Here is an 18,725-nt window from a genome sequence, read left to right as displayed (position 1 = left end):
TCAGCCCTCGGCCGGGCCGATCGGCAGAGGCTGCCCGTCCCGCAGCAGGTCACCCGCGCGGGCCTTCGCGGTGCTGATGTCGACCTCCCACAGCTCGGCGAGCCGCTCCGCGTCGCCGAGACCGTACCCGGAGTCCCAGAACGCCTCGGCCGGGTCACCGGCCGCGGACCCGGCGGCGGACTCGGCCGCGCCCGGCGCGATCGGGGCGGCGCCGCCGTCGAGCAGCAGCTGCCCGGCGCGCGCCTTGGCGGTCGTCGCGTCGGTCTGCCACAGGTCCTCGAGCGCCGCGACGTCGTCCGACGTGTACCCGGCGTCCCAGAACGCCTGGTACTGCTCGCGGGTGTAGCCGGCGGGCATGGCGCTCCAGTCGACGCCCACCGCCCGCGCGGCGTCCTCCACCGCGACCGCGAAGCCGGAGTACGGGTTCGCCGCCGCCGCGGCCCCCGCGCCGACGACCGCCAGGGTGGTCGTGACGACGCCCGCCGCCGCGATCCGGCCCGCGCGGGAGATCGGCAGCGCGCGGACGACACCGCGCGGGTGCGCGTCCGCGTCGGCCGCGACAGCCGCGGCGATCCGGTCGGCGGCGGCGGAGGTGGCGGCGGGCGCGGGCTCGCGCGAGCGGAGGGCGGCGGCGATGCGCGCCTCGACGTCGTCGGGCGTGCCGGACGGTGCGGCGGGGCGGTGCTCGGTCATGACGGCTCCGGGGAGGTGGGGTCGGCGCGCCGCAGGGTGACGAGCGCGCGCGAGGCGTGGGAGCGGACGGTGGCGGCGGAGGTGCCGAGGACGCTCGCGATGTCGGCGTCGGCGAGGCCCTCGTAGTAGCGGAGCACCAGGACGGTGCGCTGCCGGGGCGGCAGGTCGGCGAGGCGGCGCCACATGGCGTCCTCCTCCGCCAGGCCGTGCGCGTGGTCCCTGGCGCTCCCGGCGTGGGCGGCGAGCACCTCGTCGGCGGCGGGCCGGATCGTGCGGACGTGCCACCGGCGGCGCCAGGACAGGTGCTCGTTGGTGACCATCCGGCGCAGGTACAGGTCGGGCCGCTCCATGAGCGCGATGCGGTGCCACCGCACGTGCGCGCGCAGCAGCACCTCCTGCACGAGGTCGGCCGCGGTGTGCTCGTCGCCGACCAGGACCGTCGCGTACCGGAGCAGGCCGGGGAGGTGCGTGCGGACGAGGTCGTCGAGACCGCCGGCGCCCCCCTCCGCCGCGCGGGGACCCTCGCGGACGGGCAGCGGCACGACCCGCGGCGTCGGTGCGCTCTCCGGGCCCGGCACGGGCAGGTAGGTCGTCATGCCCCGACCCCCGCGAGCGCCGCGAGCGCCCCGGCCGGGTCCCGCGCGGCGTCGGCCCCGGGCGGGGGAACCGGGCGGTCGTCGAGGCAGCGCAGCAGCAGCCGCTCGACCAGGGCCGCCCGGCCGACGATCTCCGCCGCGTCGGCCGACCCCGGCAGGATCCGCACCTCGACGGTGTCCCGGACCGGACGGGCGGCGACGAGCTGGGAGAGGTTCACGTCGGCGTACTTGGTGACCCCGGTCCCGCGGGCCGCCGCCGCGAGGTCGGCCCAGGCCGCGGGCTCGTCGCGCTCGTCGCGCTCGACCAGCGCCACCAGCTCGGCGGGCAGCGGCGCGAGCCGCCGGCACGCGGGGTTGGTCCCGAGCGTCGCCCAGAGCGGCTCCCGCCACCGCCCGAACAGCCGGACCAGGTTCGCGAACGCGGTCGGCCGCCGGAACGGCGACCCGTCGACGTGCAGGTGCACCGCGGCCTCGACCGGCACGGTGAACCCGAGCGCCCGGGCCGGGGCGAGCAGCGCGTCGAGCGCGGCGCCGTGGTCCCGGGTCAACGGCGGCGTGATCACCTCGCACGGTCGCTCGCGGCCGCCGGGCAGCGGCATCGCGACCGCCACGGTGGCGCCGGTGGCGTCGTTGACCCGCGCCGCGCCGCCGACCAGCTCGACCACCGTGCCGAACAGCGCCGCGACCGGCGCGAGCACGTCCGGCAGCGCGGCGGCGGGGTCGACCTGCCGCTCGACGAGCCGCAGCAGCCGGGCGTCGTCGCACAGCACCCGGTACCAGCCGCGGTGCCCCGGCGGCGTGCGCGGGGCCGCGGCGAGGTCGGCCTCGATCGTGATGTCGTCGACCAGCCGGGCGACCGGGGCGCCGTCCGGCCCGACGACGTCGAACGCCGGCGACAGGTGCCGGAACAGCCCGACCCCCGGCACCGCGGACGGCTCGGAGTCCGTGTGGGACGACCGCCGCACCGACCCGCCGCACCGGGCGGCGAGGTCGTCGGCGAGCACCTGCCGGTCGGAGCCGGCGGGCGCGAGCAGCTCGACCTCGAACCCGGTGCGCAGGGTCAGCGTGGCGATGGTCGTCTCCTGGGCCGTCCGCGGTGCCGGGGTCACGTCAGGCGCCGGCCGGGGTGCCGGACGGGGCCACCGGGACAGTCTGCCCGTCGATCAGGCGCTGACCGGCGCGCGCCTTGGTCTCGACCGTGTCGGTGCTCCACAGGTCGGCCAGCTCCGCGACGTCCTCGCCGGTGTACCCGGCGGCGAAGAACGCGTCGATCGCGGCCAGCGCCTCCGGCGACAGCTCCGGGGTGGCGTGGGTGCCGGGGGCGAACGGCAGGGCGGCGCCGTCCAGCACCGCCTGGCCGGCGCGGGCCTTCGCCTCCGTCTCGTCGACGGACCACAGCTCCTCCAGCGCGACCAGGTCCTCGGCCGTGTAGCCCGAGGTCCAGAACGCGCGGTACTGCTCCTCGGTGTAGTCCGCGGGCATCTCGCTGAAGTCGGTGCCCTCGTTCGCGGCGTCGAACTCCGCGACGAGCTCGGGCCGGGGCTCGACGGTGAACGCGCCCGTGGCGGCGGCCAGGCCGGCGCCGGCGAGGCACAGGCCGGACGCGGCGACGCCGATGGTCAGCAGGCGGACGGACCGCGAGCGGGTGGGGCGGGTGGTGCTGGTCACGGGGACCTCCAGGTGGGTGGGACGTGCGTGCCCCCCTAGAACGCGGCCCGCCCCCCGGATGTGGAGTCCTGGCCGGGTCGGATCTCGCCGGGCGCCGCCACGGGTGCCCCCGCCACCTCCGCGTCGAACCGCACCGGCCCGGCCCCGCGCTCCCCCAGCACGTCGTCCGGGTTGAGCAGCGCGCACGCCTTGAGGGACAGGCAGCCGCAGCCGATGCAGCCGGCGAGGTCCCGCTCCAGCCGCTCGATGGTGCGCCGGCGCTCCTCCAGCCGCTCCTTCCACTCCCGGGACAGCCGCCGCCACTCGCCGGTGGTCGGGGCGCGGGAGATCGGCACCGCGGCGAACACCTCGCTGAGCTCGGCCAGCGGGACGCCGAGCCGCTTCGCCACGACGATCAGCGAGATCCGCCGGAGCATGTGCCGGGCGTACCGGCGCTGGTTGCCGGCCGTCCGGGTCGACACGATGAGGCCGCGGCGCTCGTAGAAGTGCAGGGCGGAGACGGGCACGCCGGTGCGGCGGCTCACCTCGCCGACGGACAGCGTGTCCTCCGGCTCCACGGGTCCTCCTCGGTACGACGCGGCGATCGGCCTCAGTCGCCGCGCACCTGGAGCGGCAGCGTGGCGATCACCGGGTGGTCGAAGGTCTGCGCCCCGGTCCGTGCGGCGCCGCCGGGCGAGCCGAGGGTGTCGAAGAACTCGACGTTGGCCTTGTAGTACTCGCTCCACTGCTCGGGGACGTCGTCCTCGTAGTAGATGGCCTCGACGGGGCAGACCGGCTCGCAGGCGCCGCAGTCCACGCACTCGTCGGGGTGGATGTACAGCGAGCGCTTGCCCTCGTAGATGCAGTCGACCGGGCACTCCTCGATGCACGCCTTGTCCTTGACGTCCACGCAGGGCTGGGCGATCACGTACGTCACGAGGCCTCCGTCCGGGCCCGCGCCCCGGCGGCCGGGCCCGCCTCGACGCTAGGACCTCAACCATGGTCGAGATCAAGGCGCGGTGGCCGAGGTCACACCCCGCGGTCCAGCGCCGCGAGCCACCGGCGGAGCAGCCGCTCGAGCTCCGCCGCGTGCTCCTCGGGGCCGAGCAGGTCGAGCAGCCGCCGCTCGTTCGCCATGTGCGCGGTGAACGCCGCGTCGATCGCCTCCCGGCCGCGCGGCGTGAGCGCGACGACCCGCCCGCGGCCGTCGACGGCGCTGGGCCGGCGGGTGACCAGGCCGGCGCGCTCCAGCCGGTCGACCCGCTTCGTCATCGCCCCGGTGGTGACCATCGTGTGCGCCGCGAGGTCGCCCGGCGCGCGCTCGTACGGCTCCCCCGCCCGGCGCAGCGCGGCGAGCACGTCGAACTCGCCCTCGCCGAGCCCGTGCTCCCGGTAGACCTCGGTGATCTCGCCCGTGAGGGCGAGCGCGAGCCGGTGCAGCCGACCGATGACCCCCTGCGGGCGCACGTCGACGTCCGGCCGCTCGCGTGCCCACTCCTGCTGGATGCGGTCGACGTGGTCGGGTGCCATGCCGCGATCCTATCTTCCACGGAAGGTATAGTCGCTTCCGTGGAAGACAACCGCCGGTGGCTGCCGATCGCCGCGATCGCGCCGGTCCTCTGGGGCAGCACCTACTACGTCACGCGGCACACGCTGCCCGCCGACAGCCCGCTGTGGGGCGGCGTCCTCCGTGCGCTCCCGGCGGGGATCGTGCTGCTCGTGCTGGCCCGCCGGCTGCCGCGCGGGTCGTGGTGGTGGCGGTCGTCCGTGCTCGGGACCCTCACCGTCGGGGCGTTCTTCGCGCTGGTCTACGTCGCGGCGCAGGCGCTGCCGAGCAGCATCGCGTCGACCGTGATGGCCGTCGGGCCGGTCGCGATGATGCTCGCGGCGTGGGTGCTGCTCGGCCAGCGCCCGCGGCTGCGCGCCGTGGTCGGCGGCGTGCTGGGGATCGTCGGCGTGGCGGTCATGCTGCTCGGCGGCGGGGACGGCGCCGGGCTCGACCCGCGCGGGATCCTCGCCTCGGTCGCCGCCATGCTCATGTCGTCGGTCGGGTACGTGCTGGCGAACCGCTGGCAGGGCGAGGTCGAGGTGCTGCCGCTGACCGCCTGGCAGCTCGTCGCGGGGGCGCTGGTGCTGCTGCCGGTGGCGGTCGCGGTCGAGGGGGCGCCGCCGGCGCTCGACGGCACGGCGCTGCTCGGGTTCGCGTACGTCTCGCTGATCGCGACCGCCGTGGCGAACGTGGCGTGGTTCGCCGCGCTGCAGCACCTCGGGCCGTCGACGGTCGGGCTGGTGGGGCTGCTCAACCCGGTGACGGGCGTGCTGCTCGGGACGGTGCTCGCGGCGGAGGTGCTGTCGTGGCGGCAGGTCGTGGGCATCGCGGTGGTGCTGGGGGCGATGGCGCTGGGCGCGACCCGGGCGCGGCGCCGGGTGCCGGAGGTGGTCGGCCCGCGGTAGCCCTGTCGCCGAGCTCGGTGCTCCCCGCCGAGTTCGGTGCTCCCCGGCACCGAGCTCGGCGACAGGCACCGAAGACGACGCGCCGCGCTCAGGACCCCGCGCGGTCCAGCGCGAGGTTGAGCTCCAAGACGTTCACGCCCGCCTGGCCCAGGAAGCCCAGGTCCGGCCCGGTGGTGGCCGCCGCCACCAGCCCGCGGACCTCGTCCTCGGGCAGCCCGCGCGCGGCCGCGACCCGCGGCGCCTGCAGCTCCGCGTACGCGGGGCTGATCTGCGGGTCGAGCCCCGAGCCCGACGCGGTCACGGCGTCCGCCGGCACCGCCGCCACGTCGACCCCTTCGAGGGCCGCGACGGCCTCGCGGCGCGACTCGATCGCGGCGATCAGGTCCGGGTTCTCCGGCCCCAGGTTCGACCCCGACGACGCGGCCCCGTCGTACCCGTCGCCGGCCGCGGACGGCCGGGACTGGAAGTACTGCGGCAGCGGCGCGCCGTCGGCGTCGGTGAACGACTGGCCGATCAGCGACGACCCGACGACGGCGCCGTCCGCCCCGGTCACGAGGGACCCGTCGGCCCGCACCGGCATCAGCCGGCCGAGCCCCGTGACGAGCAGCGGGTACGCGACCCCGAGGATCACGGTGAGGACCAGCATCGCCCGCAGGGAGACGACGAGGTGCGACCAGGTGGTGCGAGGGGAGCTCACGGCTCTCTCCTTCAGTCCGAGGGGGGTCAGAAGCCGGGCAGCAGGCTGACGACCAGGTCGATCAGCTTGATGCCGAGGAAGGGCGCGACGACGCCGCCGAGGCCGTAGACCAGCAGGTTGCGGCCGAGGATCGACGACGCGGCCGCGGCGCGGTACCGCACCCCGCGCAGGGACAACGGGATCAGCGCGACGATGACCAGCGCGTTGAACACGATCGCGGAGAGGATCGCGGACGCGGGCGATGACAGCTGCATGATGTTGAGCGCTGCCAGGCCCGGGAACACCCCGGCGAACAGCGCGGGGATGATCGCGAAGTACTTCGCGACGTCGTTCGCGATGGAGAAGGTCGTCAGCGCGCCGCGGGTGATGAGCAGCTGCTTGCCGATCCGGACGACGTCGATCAGCTTGGTCGGGTCCGAGTCGAGGTCGACCATGTTCCCGGCCTCCTTGGCGGCCGAGGTGCCGGTGTTCATCGCCACGCCGACGTCCGCCTGCGCGAGCGCGGGGGCGTCGTTGGTGCCGTCCCCGGTCATCGCGACCAGGTTGCCGCCCTCCTGCTCCCGCTTGATGAGCGCGAGCTTGTCCTCCGGGGTGGCCTCGGCGAGGAAGTCGTCGACGCCGGCCTCGGCGGCGATGGCCTTGGCGGTCAGGGGGTTGTCGCCGGTGATCATCACCGTGCGGATGCCCATGGCGCGGAGCTCGGCGAACCGCTCGGCCAGGCCGTCCTTGACGACGTCCTTGAGGTGCACGACGCCGAGGACCCGGCCGCGGCCGGACCAGTCCTTCGCGGCGACGACGAGCGGGGTGCCGCCGTCGGACGAGATGCCCTCGACCAGGCCGTCCAGCTCCCGGCGCACGGGAGCCGGCAGCGTCCCCTCCTCCTCGAGCCACGCGACGACGGCCGAGCCGGCGCCCTTGCGGATCCGGGTGACGTCCGGCAGGTCGACGCCGCTCATCCGGGTCTGCGCGGTGAACGGCACGACCTCCGTGCCGGCGGCGATGGTCGCGGCGTCGCCCGCCACGCCCTGCCCGGCGGCGAGGTCGACGATCGACTTCCCCTCCGGGGTCGGGTCGGCGGCGGAGGCCTGGGCGGCGGACCGCACCAGGTCGTGCGCGTCCACCCCGGCCAGCGGCAGGAAGGCCACGGCCCGCCGGTTGCCGTAGGTGATCGTGCCGGTCTTGTCGAGCAGCAGGGTCGTGACGTCGCCCGCCGCCTCGACGGCGCGGCCGGACATCGCCAGCACGTTCCGCTGCACCAGCCGGTCCATGCCGGCGATGCCGATGGCCGACAGCAGCGCGCCGATCGTCGTCGGGATCAGGCACACCAGCAGGGCGACCAGCACCGGCACGCTCACCGACGCCCCGGAGTACCCGGCGATCGGGTTCAGGGTCAGCGCGACCACCACGAACACGATCGACAGCGACGCCAGCAGGATGTTCAGGGCGATCTCGTTCGGCGTCTTCTGCCGGGCGGCGCCCTCCACCAGGGCGATCATCCGGTCGACGAACGTCTCGCCGGGCTTGGACGTGATCCGCACGACGATCCGGTCGGACAGCACCCGGGTGCCGCCCGTGACGGCCGACCGGTCGCCGCCGGACTCCCGGACCACGGGCGCCGACTCGCCGGTGATGGCGGACTCGTCGACCGAGGCGATGCCCCAGACGATGTCGCCGTCCCCCGGGATCAGCTCCCCGGCGGTCACCACCACGACGTCGCCGAGCGCCAGGTCCGGCGAGGCGACCGGCCGGGTGCGGGCGCGCTCGGCACCCGGGTCGCGCACGGGGTCGTAGCCGTCGACCACCGCGGCCGTGGTGCTCGACCGGGTCTGCCGGAGACTGTCCGCCTGGGCCTTGCCGCGGCCCTCGGCGACGGCCTCCGCGAAGTTCGCGAACAGCACCGTGAGCCAGAGCCACACGGCGATGCCGGCGGTGAACGTGGCCGGGGTGTCGGTCCCGCCGGACTGCTCGGGGCCGCCGGTGAACGGCTCGACGACGGCCAGGACCGTGGTGAGCGCCGCACCGACCTCGACGACGAACATCACCGGGTTGTGCCACATCAGGCGCGGGTCGAGCTTGCGGAACGTGTCCGGGAGCGCCTCCCGGGCCTGGGCGGGGCTCAGCCCCCGGGGGCGGCGCGGGGCGGGCGCGGCCGGGTCGGCCGGGCCCGTCGTCGGGGCGGCGTCGTGCTGCAGGGCAGTGCTCATCGTCGTCACAGACCTTCCGCCAGGGGACCCAGCGCGAGAACGGGGAAGTAGGTCAGGGCGGTCACGATCACCGCGACGCCCGTGAGGAGGCCGACGAACTGCGGCCGGGAGGTGGGCAGGGTGCCGGCGGTGGCGGGGACCTTGTCCTGCGCGGCGAGCGAGCCCGCGAGCGCCAGCACCAGCACGATCGGGACGAACCGGCCGAGCAGGATCGCGACGCCCAGCGCGGTGTTGAACCACGGGGTGTTCGCGGTCAGGCCGGCGAACGCCGAGCCGTTGTTGTTCGCCGCCGACGTGAAGGCGTACAGCACCTCGGAGAAGCCGTGCACCCCGGGGTTCCAGATCGACGTGGACTCCACGGACTCCCGCACCGCCGGGACCGCGAACGACAGCGCGGTGCCGGCCAGGACGAGCGTCGGGGTCACCAGGATGTACAGGGACGCGAGCTTGATCTCGCGCGGGCCGATCTTCTTGCCCAGGTACTCCGGGGTGCGGCCGACCATCAGGCCGCCGACGAAGACCGCGATGACCGCGAGCACGAGCATCCCGTAGAGCCCGGACCCGACGCCGCCGGGGGCGATCTCGCCGAGCATCATGTTGACCATCGGGAACAGCCCGCCGAGCGCCGTGAACGAGTCGTGCATACCGTTGACCGCGCCGGTCGACGTCAGCGTGCTGACGCTGCCGAACAGCGTGGACGCCGCGATGCCGAACCGCTGCTCCTTGCCCTCCATCGCGGCGCCCGCGAGCTGCGGGGCGGTGCCCGCGCCGTGGCTCTCGACGACGGTGAGCAGGACGGTGCTGGCCAGGAAGATCGCGCCCATCGCGGCGAGGATCGCGTAGCCCTGCTTGTGCGAGCCGACCATGCGGCCGAACGTCCGGGGCAGCGCGAACGGGATCGCGAGCATGAGCACGACCTCGAACAGGCTGGTCCAGCCCGTCGGGTTCTCGAACGGGTGCGCGGAGTTCGCGTTGAAGAACCCGCCGCCGTTGGTGCCGAAGAGCTTGATGACCTCCTGCGAGGCCACCGGTCCGCCGGGGATCGACTGCACGCCGCCGGCCAGGGTGGTGACGTCCGTGGGGGCGGCCCAGTTCTGGATGACGCCGCCGGCGATCAGCACCACGGCCCCGACCACCGAGACCGGCAGCAGGACCCGCAGCGTGCCGCGGGTGAGGTCGACCCAGAAGTTGCCGATCGTGCCCGTGCGGCGGCGGGCGAACCCGCGCACCAGGGCGACCGCGACCGCCATGCCGACGGCCGCCGACACGAAGTTCTGCACCGCGAGCCCGAGGACCTGCACGGAGTACCCGAGCGTCTGCTCGGGCGAGTACGACTGCCAGTTGGTGTTGCCGACGAAGGACGCGGCCGTGTTGAACGCCAGGTCGGGACGGACCGCGGGCAGGCCCAGGTCCCACGGCAGCACGGCCTGCGCCCGCTGCAGCAGGTAGACGAGCAGGACGCCGACCAGGGAGAACGCCAGCACGCTGCGCACGTAGGAGCGCCAGGACTGCTCGGACCGGGAGTCGACGCCCACGAGCCGGTACAGGCCGCGCTCGACCCGCAGGTCGCTCGGCGACGTGTACACGTGGGCGAGGTAGTCGCCGAGCGGCCGGTACAGCGCCGCGATCACGACGGCCACGAGCAGCAGCTGACCCGCGGCCAGCCAGCCGGCCATCAGAACCGCTCCGGCTTCACGAGCGCCCACACCAGGTAGACGACCGCCGCGACGCCGAGCGCCGCCGCGACGAGGTCGAGGACGATCACAGCCTCTCGACCCCCGCGGCGACGGCGCTCACGAGCGCGAACAGGGCGACCACGGCCGCCACGAGCACCAGGTCCAGCACGGGGGGACTCCAGACGTCGAACCGCGCCGGCGGGCCCCGGGGTGGGCGCCGCGCCGGCGGACCCGGGTCGGTTCCCCGGGCCGAGTCCCATCCGACCCCCGCCGCGGCGCGGCGGCGGCCGTCCTCACGGGTTCCATACGGGCCGCGGCCGGTTCCTGACGGATCGCGTGCGGACGACCTCCAGGTCAGCCGACGTCGAGCCCCACCGCGCGCGAGCAGCGCTCGACCTCCTCGGCGGTGAGCGCCAGCTCGGCCGCCCGCGCGGAGTCGGCGATCGACGCCGCGCGCCGGGCACCCGGGATCGCGACCAGCACGTCGCTCAGCGCGAGCTCCCACGCGAGGACGACCTGCTGCGGGCTGACCCCGTGCGCCTCGCCGATCTCCCGGAACACGGAGAACCGGTCGCCGACGCCGCGGCCGCCGCCGCCCGTGCCGCCCAGCGGGCTCCACGGCAGGAACGCGATCCCGTGCTCCTCGCAGTACCGCAGCTCGTCGTAGCTGCCGGGGTGCCGCGGCGAGAACTCGTTCTGCACGCTCACCAGGCCGCCGTCGCCCAGCACCTGCTGCGCGATCTCGATCTCCTCGACGCTGGCGTTGGAGATGCCGATCTCGCGGATCTTGCCCTCCTGCTTGAGCGTCGCCAGGTGCTCCATGATCTCGCCGTAGACGAGCCACCGGTCGGGCCGGTGGTACTGGTACAGGTCGATCGCCTCGACGCCGAGCTCGCGCAGGGACTTCTCGACCGCCGACCGCAGGTAGGCCAGGGAGCCGTCGCGGCCCCACTGCTCGCCCTCGCTGCGGGTGATGCCGCCCTTGGTGGTGATCAGCAGGCCGTCGGTGTCACCGCCCCAGGTGCGGACGGCCTCCGCGACGATGCGCTCGTTGTGGCCCATCTGGTCCCACGTCGGCGCGTAGATGTCGGCGGTGTCGATGAGCGTGACGCCCGCGTCGAGCGCGGCGTGCACCGTCGCGATCGCCTCGTCGTGGTCCGGGTAGACCTTGTCGTTGTTCATCGACATCGGCATGGCGCCGAGGCCGATCGCGGAGACGGTGTACGGGCCGATGCTGCGGTGCTGCACGGGTGCTCCTTCGCGGCGGGTGCGCCCCGCGGCGGGCTGCGGCGGGGCCGGGGTCCAGCATGGCGCGGCTCCTGCAGCGGGGCCATCGCGGTCCGCCGCTCGTCAGAATACTGGCGTTGCGCCAGAATAGTTGCATCCGGTCTGGACGAGCGCGAGGATCGACGCATGGACCTGTCCGACCCGCTCCGGTCGCTCATCCCCAGCCTCGACTCCGCGGCCCTCGCGGTGCTGGCGGGCACGGAGTCGGCGCTGTCCGCCAGCCAGGTGACCCGCCTCGCAGGGCGGGGCAGCCGGGCCGGGCTGTCGCTGGTGCTGGAGCGCCTGAGCGTGACCGGCCTGATCACCGCCGAGCCGTCCAACACGGGAGCGATGTACCGCCTGAACCGGAGCCACGTGCTCGCCCCGGCGGTCGAGTCCGCGGTGGCCGCGCGCCGAGAGGTCGTGTCCCGCCTCCGCGCGGCGGTCGGGGCGCTGACGCCCGTGCCGGCGCACGCGTCGCTGTTCGGCTCCTTCGCGCGCGGCGCAGGCGACGAGGCCTCCGACCTCGATCTTCTGGTGGTGACACCGCCCGGCCTGGACCGGCAGGCTGAGTCGTGGCGCGCGCAGGTGCGGGCCCTGGAGGACGACGTGCTGACCTGGACCGGCAACACCCTCGAGCCCCTCGTGCTGTCCACCGACGAGCTCGTCGCCGCGGCCGCCGCCGGGGAACCGCTCGTGGAGGAGCTCGCGCGCGACGCCCTCGTGCTCGTCGGGTCGGCGTTCGACGCGCTCCTGCCCGGACGGAGCGGCCCGTCGTGAACGCACGGCGGCTCGCCACCCGGCGGCAGGACGCGCCGCACGCGACGGCGCGGCGGAGGATCGCGGAGAAGTACCTGGAGGTGGCCGAGCTGATCGAGGCCGAGGACGGCGCGGCGGTCAACGTCTGCGTCGGGCTGTGCGTCCTGGCAGGCATCGCCGCCGGTGATGCGATCTGCGTCGCCGCGACGGGCGAGCGGTATGCAGGTCAGGACCACGCCGCGGCGGCCGAGCTGCTGTCGCGGGTCGACAGCCGGCAAGGCAAGGGACTGCGCGATCTGGTCGCGCTCAAGCCGGCCGCCCACTACGGCACCGGCCTCCTGACCGACCGGGACCGTCGGGCCGCGCTCCGCGCGGCGGGGTCGCTGGTCGAGGAGGCCCGGGCACGCACGACCTGATCGCGCGTCCCGTCCCCTCACCCCACGCGGAAGCGGGCCACCAGGTCGTCCATCACCGCGTCCAGGCGTGCGTCGACCGCGCGGCGTGCCGGGTCGGCGTCGTGCCAGTCGACGATCTCCCGCGCGCCCTGCTCGAACCGGATCGTCGTCGCGAACTCCGGCACCAGCCGGCGCAGCTTCGTCGTGTCGAACACCATCGAGTGCGCCTTGTCCCCCAGCAGCCCCGCGCCCCACTCCGGGTCGGCCGCGGCGATCGCGACGGACGGCACGTGCACGATCCGCGGCTCGACGCCCGCGGCGGCCGCGAGCGCCCGCACGATCTGGTCCCAGGTGAGCGCGTCGTCCGAGGTGATGTGGAACGCCTCGCCGAGCGTCCGCGGGTTCCCGAGCAGCGGCACCATGCCGCGCGCGAAGTCCGCGTGGTGCGTCAGCGTCCACAGAGAGGTGCCGTCGCCGTGCACGACGACCTCCCGGCCCTGGCGCATCCGCTCCATCGCGGTCCAGCCGCCGTCGAGCGGCACGAGCGTCCGGTCGTACGTGTGCGAGGGCCGGACCACCGTCGCCGGGAAGCCCGAGTCGCGGTACTCCCGCACCAGCAGGTCCTCGCACGCGATCTTGTCCCGGGAGTACTGCCAGAACGGGTTGCGCAGCGGCGTCGACTCGGTGACCGGCAGCCGCTCCGGGGGCGTCTGGTAGGCCGACGCGGACGAGATGAACACGTACTGGCCGGTCCGCCCGGCGAACAGGTCGACGTCGGTCTGCACGTGCTCCGGGGTGAAGGCCACCCAGTCGACGACGGAGTCGAACTCGCGGGACCCGAGCGCGGCGCGCACGGACGCCGGGTCGCGCACGTCGGCCTGGACGACCTCGGCGCCGTCCGGGAGCGGGCGGGTCGCGCTCGACCCGCGGTTGAGGACCGTGACGTCGAGCCCTCGCTCGACGGCGAGCCGGGTGACGGCCGAGCTGATGACGCCGGTGCCGCCGATGACGAGGAGCCGCGTTGCTGCCATGCCCGGCACGCTAGCCGAGCGACCGCGGCGCCGCCGGTCCGTGCCGCAGGGCGCGCCCCGGCCGCGCGTCCGTGCGCTCGCCGTCCGCGACCACCGGCTCGCCTCCGAGCAGCACCCAGGGGATCCCGGCCGCGGTCAGCCGCGGCTCCGCGAACGTCGCACGGTCGGCGACGGTCGCCGGGTCGAACGCCACCAGGTCCGCCAAGTACCCGGGGGCGACGCGCCCGCGGTCCCGCAGCCCGAGCCGCTCCGCCGGCGTCCCGGACAGGTGACGCACCGCCTCGGCGAGCGTCAGCACGCCCTCCTCGCGGACGTAGTACCCGAGGTAGCGGGCGAACGTCCCCGCGCCGCGGGGGTGCGGCTTGGCGCCGACGAGGATGCCGTCGCTGCCACCGGTGTGCCGGGGGTGCCGCATGACCGCGCGGACGTTCGCCTCGTCGCCGACGTGCTGCAGGATGCCCGTCCCGAGCCGGTCGGCCACGAGCAGGTCGAGGAACACCTCGGCCGCGGGCCGCGCCTCGTCGCGCGCGATCCCGGCGACGGTCCGGCCGACGCGGTCCGTGAGCGCCGGGTCCCGCACGCCCGCCACCTCGATCGTCGACCAGTCGACGGGCACGCCGTGGCAGCCGTCGCTGCCGACGACCTCGACCTCGTGGGCGACCCACGCCCGGGTCGCGGGGTCCCGCAGCCGCTCGACCGTTGCCTCCGGCCCGCCGGTGGCCACCCGGCTGGGCAGGAGCGCGGACAGCGTGGTGGCGCCCGGCAGGTAGGGGTAGGAGTCGAGCGTGACGTCGACGCCGTCGGCGAGCGCGCGGTCGACGAGCGCGAGCAGCTCGCCGGCCCGGCCCCGGTTCTCCGGGAAGTTCATCGTGGCGTGCGTGAGGTGCAGCGCGCAGCCCGCGCGGCGCGCGACCTCGACCACCTCGGCGTACGCGGCGAGCGCCCCGGCGCCGTAGGAGCGCTGGTGCGGCGCGTAGTACCCGCCGTGCGCGGCGACGACCCCGCAGAGCGTGACCAGCTCGTCGGCGTCGGCGAACATCCCCGGCACGTAGGTCAGCCCCGACGACATCCCGAACGCGCCCTCGCGCATCCCCCGGTCCACGAGCGCGCGCATCGCGGCCACCTCCGCCGCGGTCGCCCGGCGGTCCTCCGTGCCGACGACGTCCATCCGGATGGTGCCCTGCGGCAGCAGGTAGGCCACGTTCGTGGCGCTCCCCCGCCGGTCCACCTCGGCCAGGTACTCCGCGACCGAGCGCCAGCCGTAGCCGGCGTCCGGGACCCCGTTCCAGCCGGCGATCTGCTCGCGGACGGTCGCCATCGTCGCGTCAGTGACCGGCGCGTACGACAGGCCGTCCTGGCCCAGCACCTCGGTCGTGACGCCCTGGGTGGTCTTCGCGAGGTGGTCGCCGTCGACCAGGACCGCCAGATCGGAGTGCGCGTGCATGTCGACGAAGCCCGGGGCGACCGCGAGCCCGTCGGCGTCGACGACCCGGGCCCCCGCGGCGTCCGCGGTCGCCACCCGCCCGACCGCGGCGACCCGGCCGCCCCGCACCAGCACGTCGGCGGTCACGGGATCGGCGCCGCTGCCGTCGACGACCAGCCCGCCGCGGAGCAGCAGGTCGTGCGGCGGCCGAGCACCGGGGTCGGCGAGGCTCACCCGAACGCCGTCTCGACCAGCCCGGTCACCCGCGGCTCGGCGGCCCGGTCGTCGTCGACCGTCACGATCCCGCGCCACTTGTCGAACGTCGTGCACGGGTGGGACAGCCCGAGCCGGACCACGTCCCCGACCTCGACGCCCGCAGCGGGGTCGACGGCGAGGAACGTGTGCTGGTCGTTCATCGCGGTCACCCGCGCGCCGGACAGCGGCTCGGCCACGGCGGCGCCGAGCCGGCGGAGCAGCTGCGGCTCGGGCAGCCCCTCGTCGAACGCGAGGTCCCGCTTGCCGGCGTCGAGCAGCACCAGCCCGGGCTCGGGGTGCGACACGACGGTCGCCCAGCCGTGCAGCGCGGTCCGCAGCGCCGTCGGCCCGGCGCCGCGGGACAGCGGGCTGATTCCCCGGTAGAAGCCGTCGTCGTGCACCACGTACGCGCCGGACCGCAGCAGCACCCGGGTGGGCAGACCGCGGTCGCCCGCCGGGTCGTGCCGGGGTGCGAGCACCTCCGCGACCAGGTCGAAGTACGCGCTGCCCCCCGCGGTGACCAGCAGCTCGCCGCCGTCGTCCGGGTACAGCCCCGCGGCGCCGACCGCGTCGTGCAGCGCGCCGAGGTCGGCCAGGTAGCGGCGCACGGTCGCGAGGGACACGTCCGACGCGTCGTGCGCGAGCGCGCCCTCGTAGCCCGCGATCCCGGCGAGGCGCAGCACCGGCGACGCGGCCACCGCCTCGGCCACCGCCAGCGCCTCGGCGGGGGTCCGCGCGCCGGTCCGGCCGCCGGCCGCCCCGAGCTCGACGAGCACCCCGAGCGGTGCCCCGACCCCGGCCGCCGTCAGCGCCTCGTGCATGATCGCGACCCCGCGGAGCGAGTCCGTCCACACGGTCAGCCGCCCCGCGTCGGCCGCGAGCGCCCGCAGCGCCGCCGGCTGCACCAGGGCGTTCGCGAGCTGCACCCGCGGCACGCCCCAGCCGAGCGCGACCGACGCCTGCCACGGCGTCGCCACGGTGATGCCCCAGGCCCCCGCGGCGAGCTGCCGCTCCCAGAGCGCCCGGCTCATCGTGGTCTTGCCGTGCGGCGCGAGGTCGACGCCCGCCGCGGCGCACCAGGCCGCCATCGTGGCGACGTTGTGCGCCACCGCGGCGTCGCTCAGCGTGACCAGCGGCGTCGGCAGCACGGTCAGCGGCGGCCGGCTCTCCGGCCAGGCCGCGACGTCCTCGGCCGTGGCGCCGAGCGGGACCGCCTTGTGCGCCTCCACGGCTCAGCGCGCCCGGGCCGGCTCGGCGGGCGCGTGCTCGACCCGCACCAGCTCGGTCACCCCGCGCGCGGCGAGCGCGGCCGGGTCGGCGGCGGTCGCGCTGGTCACGACGGTGACGGCCGCACCCCGCTCGCGCAGCTCGTGCCAGCGCCCGAACACGGCCCCGCCCGGCGCGAGCGCGACGCGCGACACCGGCCGGTCGTCCTCGTCGACGTCGACGACCACGCCCACCGTCCGGGGCTCGGCGAGCGGCAGCGCCCCCCGGCGGGCCTCGGCGACCACCTCGGCGAACCGCCGACCGAGCGGCTTCACGCGGTTCTCCGTGTCGAGCAGGCCGAGCGAGTACTCGAGGTCCTTGTAGTCGGCGAGGTCCCGCGAGACGTCGTGCGAGCACCACCAGGTCACCGCGTACAGGTCGGGCGCGGTCAGGGCCGCCGCGATCGTCCGGGAGGCGAACTCCGGCATCTCGGCCTCGGCCAGGTTCATCGACGGGGCGCCGACCTCCTGCAGCCAGACCTGGCGCGCCGGGTCGGTCGCGAACGCCTTCGACAGCTCGACCATCCACTCGGCGTGCCGCACCGACTGCGGCGACAGCGCCCCGTAGCGGGTCGCGGTGCCGTTGAAGATCCACGAGTGCACGGTGGTCATGTCGCCGAGCCGGGAGGCGTGCACCGGCACGAACGGGTGCTCGTCCCGATACCAGAGGTGGTCGTTCTCGCTGTGCGTGATCACGTGCCGGGGGTCGCGGTCCCGCGGGGCCCCGAGCAGCGAGGTCAGCCAGTGCGCCACCTGGTCGGTCGACGCCGGCATGGCCGCGGGGTTGGGCGGCTGGAACTGGTTGACCTCGTTGCCGAGCGTCAGCCCCAGCAGGTTGGGCCGGTCGCGCACCGCGTCGTAGACCGCGGCGACCAGGGCGGCCTGCGCCTCGACCGCACCCGGGTCGGTGAACATGTTGCCGGTGTGCCAGTTGACCAGCCACGCCGGGACGAAGTCGAAGCCCGACATGTGCCCCTGGATCACGTCCACGGCGATGTCGAGCCCGGCCTCGGCGGCCAGGTCGGCGACCAGCGCGACGTCGTCCAGCGCGCGCTGCCGGATGAGCGTGCGGTTGGGCTGCAGCACGGGCCAGAGCGGGAACACGCGGACGTGGTCGACGCCGAGGCCGGCGATCGCCTCGAGGTCGCGCCGCACCACGTCGGCGTCGACGGCGTGCCACTGGAACATCCAGTCCTGCGACGGGGTGTAGTTGACGCCGAAGCGGGGCACACGCGGGTCGGTCGGGGTCACGGGGCTTCCTCTCGGTGCTGCGGGGGCGCGGCGGCCGTCGAGTCACGGACGACCAGGCGGCGACCGCTGACGGTCTCGGAGCCGGCGGGCTCGCCGCGCACGAGGCGCGCGAGCAGCGCGACGGCGGTGCGCGCGCTCTCCTCCACCGGGGCGTCGAACGCGGTGAGCCGCGGCCGGACCAGCGTCGACACCCAGGAGTCCTCCCAGGCGACGACGGACAGCTGCGCGGGGACGGCGACGCCCACCTCGGGGGCGTGCGCGACGATCTCCGCGGCGACCGACTCGGAGTCGACGACGATCGCGGTGGCGCCGCCCAGCCGGCCGAGCAGGTCGGCGACGGGGTCGGCGGCGTCGGGGTGCCAGGCCAGCGACGACGCCGCGACCCCGCGCTCGGCGGCGGCGCGCGCGAACCGCTCGTCGCGGGCGCGGGTGTGCGCCAGCCCCGGGGCGTCGGTGACGCGGGCGACGGCGCGGTGGCCGAGGTCGGCGAGGTGCCCGACGACGGTGGCGAAGGCGGACTCGTCACCGACCGTCACCGCCGGCACCCGGTCGTCGACGGGGGCGCCGAGCAGGACCGCGGGGGCGCCGAGCTGCTCGACCAGCCCCAGGCGGGGGTCGTCCTCGCGCACGTCGACGAGCAGGAACGCGTCGACCCGCTGCTCGGACCACCACTGCCGGTAGACCTGCTCCTCCTCGTCCGCCCGGACGAGGGTCAGCGACAGCGACCAGCCGATGTCGGCGAGCGGCTCGGTCAGCCCGGCGAGCAGGCGCATGAAGAACGGATCCCGGCCGAAGGTGCCGCTGGCGCGGGCGATGACCAGCCCGAGGCTGCGGCCGCCCTGGCCGGAGACCTTCCGGCTCGCGTAGTTGGGGCGCCAGCTCAGCTCGTCCGCCGCCGCCCGGATGCGCGCGGCGGTCGCCTCGGAGACGTTGGGGCGTCCGTTGAAGGCGTGGGACACCGCCGAGGTGGACACCCCGGCGCGGCGGGCCACGTCGGCGATCGTCACGCGTTTCGGTTGCGTTGCAGTCATGGTGCAGCCGAGGTTACGGGGGTTGACCGTCGCCTGTAAAGCGGTATACGTTCCTCGCCAATCGCAGATGTATACCGCTATA

General features: G+C 75.4%; 20 protein-coding genes. 3 read left to right on the top strand and 17 right to left on the bottom strand.

What is annotated here, in order from left to right:
- The 7 genes from J5O08_RS06895 to J5O08_RS06865 all read right to left on the bottom strand — a co-directional run bounded on the left by J5O08_RS06895 (position 1) and on the right by J5O08_RS06865 (position 4,466).
- Entirely contained in the window at positions 1–693 is a 693-nt protein-coding gene (locus J5O08_RS06895) for a hypothetical protein (RefSeq protein WP_218706145.1), read from the bottom strand.
- On the bottom strand, positions 690–1,289 hold the full coding sequence (locus J5O08_RS06890; protein WP_218706143.1) for an RNA polymerase sigma factor: 600 nt from the start codon (positions 1,287–1,289) through the stop codon (positions 690–692). The genes J5O08_RS06895 and J5O08_RS06890 overlap by 4 nt, the downstream gene beginning before the upstream one ends.
- Complete coding sequence (locus J5O08_RS06885) at positions 1,286–2,398, bottom strand: amidoligase family protein (RefSeq protein WP_218706142.1); 1,113 nt, start codon at positions 2,396–2,398, stop codon at positions 1,286–1,288. The genes J5O08_RS06890 and J5O08_RS06885 overlap by 4 nt, the downstream gene beginning before the upstream one ends.
- A 1-nt stretch (position 2,399) precedes the next feature.
- Positions 2,400–2,957, bottom strand: a complete 558-nt coding sequence (locus J5O08_RS06880) for a hypothetical protein (protein WP_218706141.1) — start codon at positions 2,955–2,957, stop codon at positions 2,400–2,402.
- A gap of 35 nt (positions 2,958–2,992) precedes the next feature.
- The gene (gene soxR, locus J5O08_RS06875) at positions 2,993–3,541 is read right to left on the bottom strand and encodes a redox-sensitive transcriptional activator SoxR (RefSeq protein WP_308281445.1); all 549 of its coding nucleotides are present in this window, start codon (positions 3,539–3,541) and stop codon (positions 2,993–2,995) included.
- Between the two features lie 5 nt (positions 3,542–3,546).
- Entirely contained in the window at positions 3,547–3,873 is a 327-nt protein-coding gene (fdxA, locus tag J5O08_RS06870) for a ferredoxin (protein WP_218706139.1), read from the bottom strand.
- Between the two features lie 92 nt (positions 3,874–3,965).
- The gene (locus tag J5O08_RS06865; protein WP_218706138.1) at positions 3,966–4,466 is read right to left on the bottom strand and encodes a MarR family winged helix-turn-helix transcriptional regulator; all 501 of its coding nucleotides are present in this window, start codon (positions 4,464–4,466) and stop codon (positions 3,966–3,968) included.
- A 39-nt stretch (positions 4,467–4,505) separates the two neighbouring features.
- On the opposite strand from J5O08_RS06865, the gene J5O08_RS06860 reads away from it, so the two are divergent.
- Positions 4,506–5,390 carry an EamA family transporter gene (locus J5O08_RS06860; RefSeq protein ID WP_308281440.1) on the top strand — a complete coding sequence of 295 codons (885 nt, stop codon included), beginning with the start codon at positions 4,506–4,508 and terminating at the stop codon, positions 5,388–5,390.
- Positions 5,391–5,478: 88 nt separating this feature from the next.
- On the opposite strand, the gene kdpC is transcribed toward J5O08_RS06860, so the two are convergent.
- From kdpC to J5O08_RS06835, 5 genes are all read right to left on the bottom strand, one after another.
- Positions 5,479–6,087 carry a potassium-transporting ATPase subunit KdpC gene (gene kdpC / locus J5O08_RS06855; protein ID WP_218706137.1) on the bottom strand — a complete coding sequence of 203 codons (609 nt, stop codon included), beginning with the start codon at positions 6,085–6,087 and terminating at the stop codon, positions 5,479–5,481.
- 26 nt (positions 6,088–6,113) lie between these two features.
- Entirely contained in the window at positions 6,114–8,291 is a 2,178-nt protein-coding gene (kdpB, locus tag J5O08_RS06850; protein ID WP_218706136.1) for a potassium-transporting ATPase subunit KdpB, read from the bottom strand.
- Between the two features lie 5 nt (positions 8,292–8,296).
- Positions 8,297–9,967, bottom strand: coding sequence for a potassium-transporting ATPase subunit KdpA (gene kdpA / locus J5O08_RS06845; RefSeq protein ID WP_218706135.1), 1,671 nt, complete (start codon positions 9,965–9,967; stop codon positions 8,297–8,299).
- Positions 9,967–10,056 carry a potassium-transporting ATPase subunit F gene (locus J5O08_RS21575; protein WP_147795050.1) on the bottom strand — a complete coding sequence of 30 codons (90 nt, stop codon included), beginning with the start codon at positions 10,054–10,056 and terminating at the stop codon, positions 9,967–9,969. The genes kdpA and J5O08_RS21575 overlap by 1 nt, the downstream gene beginning before the upstream one ends.
- Positions 10,057–10,321: 265 nt before the next feature.
- A complete protein-coding gene (locus J5O08_RS06835; RefSeq protein ID WP_218706133.1) occupies positions 10,322–11,215 on the bottom strand; it encodes an aldo/keto reductase in 894 nt (297 codons plus the stop codon).
- A gap of 165 nt (positions 11,216–11,380) precedes the next feature.
- Here J5O08_RS06835 and J5O08_RS06830 point away from each other — a divergent pair, with 165 nt between their 5' ends.
- The gene (locus tag J5O08_RS06830) at positions 11,381–12,013 is read left to right on the top strand and encodes a nucleotidyltransferase domain-containing protein (protein WP_218706131.1); all 633 of its coding nucleotides are present in this window, start codon (positions 11,381–11,383) and stop codon (positions 12,011–12,013) included.
- Positions 12,010–12,408 carry a hypothetical protein gene (locus J5O08_RS06825; protein ID WP_218706129.1) on the top strand — a complete coding sequence of 133 codons (399 nt, stop codon included), beginning with the start codon at positions 12,010–12,012 and terminating at the stop codon, positions 12,406–12,408. The genes J5O08_RS06830 and J5O08_RS06825 overlap by 4 nt, the downstream gene beginning before the upstream one ends.
- A 17-nt stretch (positions 12,409–12,425) precedes the next feature.
- On the opposite strand, the gene J5O08_RS06820 is transcribed toward J5O08_RS06825, so the two are convergent.
- The 5 genes from J5O08_RS06820 to J5O08_RS06800 are packed head-to-tail and all read right to left on the bottom strand — an operon-like array spanning position 12,426 to position 18,619.
- A complete protein-coding gene (locus tag J5O08_RS06820; protein ID WP_218706127.1) occupies positions 12,426–13,418 on the bottom strand; it encodes an SDR family oxidoreductase in 993 nt (330 codons plus the stop codon).
- Positions 13,419–13,428: 10 nt separating this feature from the next.
- Positions 13,429–15,075 (bottom strand): D-aminoacylase, encoded by a 1,647-nt coding sequence (locus tag J5O08_RS06815; RefSeq protein WP_308281438.1) that lies wholly within the window; start codon positions 15,073–15,075, stop codon positions 13,429–13,431.
- Positions 15,072–16,325 carry an alanine racemase gene (locus J5O08_RS06810; RefSeq protein WP_308281437.1) on the bottom strand — a complete coding sequence of 418 codons (1,254 nt, stop codon included), beginning with the start codon at positions 16,323–16,325 and terminating at the stop codon, positions 15,072–15,074. Before J5O08_RS06810 ends, J5O08_RS06815 begins: the two co-directional genes overlap by 4 nt.
- Before the next feature lie 3 nt (positions 16,326–16,328).
- Positions 16,329–17,612, bottom strand: coding sequence for a glycosyl hydrolase (locus J5O08_RS06805; RefSeq protein ID WP_308281436.1), 1,284 nt, complete (start codon positions 17,610–17,612; stop codon positions 16,329–16,331).
- Complete coding sequence (locus J5O08_RS06800) at positions 17,609–18,619, bottom strand: LacI family DNA-binding transcriptional regulator (RefSeq protein ID WP_308281435.1); 1,011 nt, start codon at positions 18,617–18,619, stop codon at positions 17,609–17,611. The genes J5O08_RS06805 and J5O08_RS06800 overlap by 4 nt, the downstream gene beginning before the upstream one ends.
- Between the last annotated feature and the right edge of the window lie 106 nt (positions 18,620–18,725).

This window comes from Cellulomonas sp. PS-H5, assembly GCF_019265565.1.
Taxonomy (GTDB): domain Bacteria; phylum Actinomycetota; class Actinomycetes; order Actinomycetales; family Cellulomonadaceae; genus Cellulomonas.
The sequence above is the reverse complement of the archived record's forward strand: the minus strand, read 5'-3'. Positions and strand labels throughout refer to the sequence as shown.

Coding starts and splice junctions, on each gene's coding strand:
- J5O08_RS06895 (WP_218706145.1), bottom strand. CDS start 693: ATGACCGAGCACCGCCCCGCCGCACCGTCCGGCACGCCCGACGACGTC.
- J5O08_RS06890 (WP_218706143.1), bottom strand. CDS start 1,289: ATGACGACCTACCTGCCCGTGCCGGGCCCGGAGAGCGCACCGACGCCG.
- J5O08_RS06865 (WP_218706138.1), bottom strand. CDS start 4,466: ATGGCACCCGACCACGTCGACCGCATCCAGCAGGAGTGGGCACGCGAG.
- kdpB (WP_218706136.1), bottom strand. CDS start 8,291: ATGAGCACTGCCCTGCAGCACGACGCCGCCCCGACGACGGGCCCGGCC.
- kdpA (WP_218706135.1), bottom strand. CDS start 9,967: ATGGCCGGCTGGCTGGCCGCGGGTCAGCTGCTGCTCGTGGCCGTCGTG.
- J5O08_RS06830 (WP_218706131.1), top strand. CDS start 11,381: ATGGACCTGTCCGACCCGCTCCGGTCGCTCATCCCCAGCCTCGACTCC.
- J5O08_RS06820 (WP_218706127.1), bottom strand. CDS start 13,418: ATGGCAGCAACGCGGCTCCTCGTCATCGGCGGCACCGGCGTCATCAGC.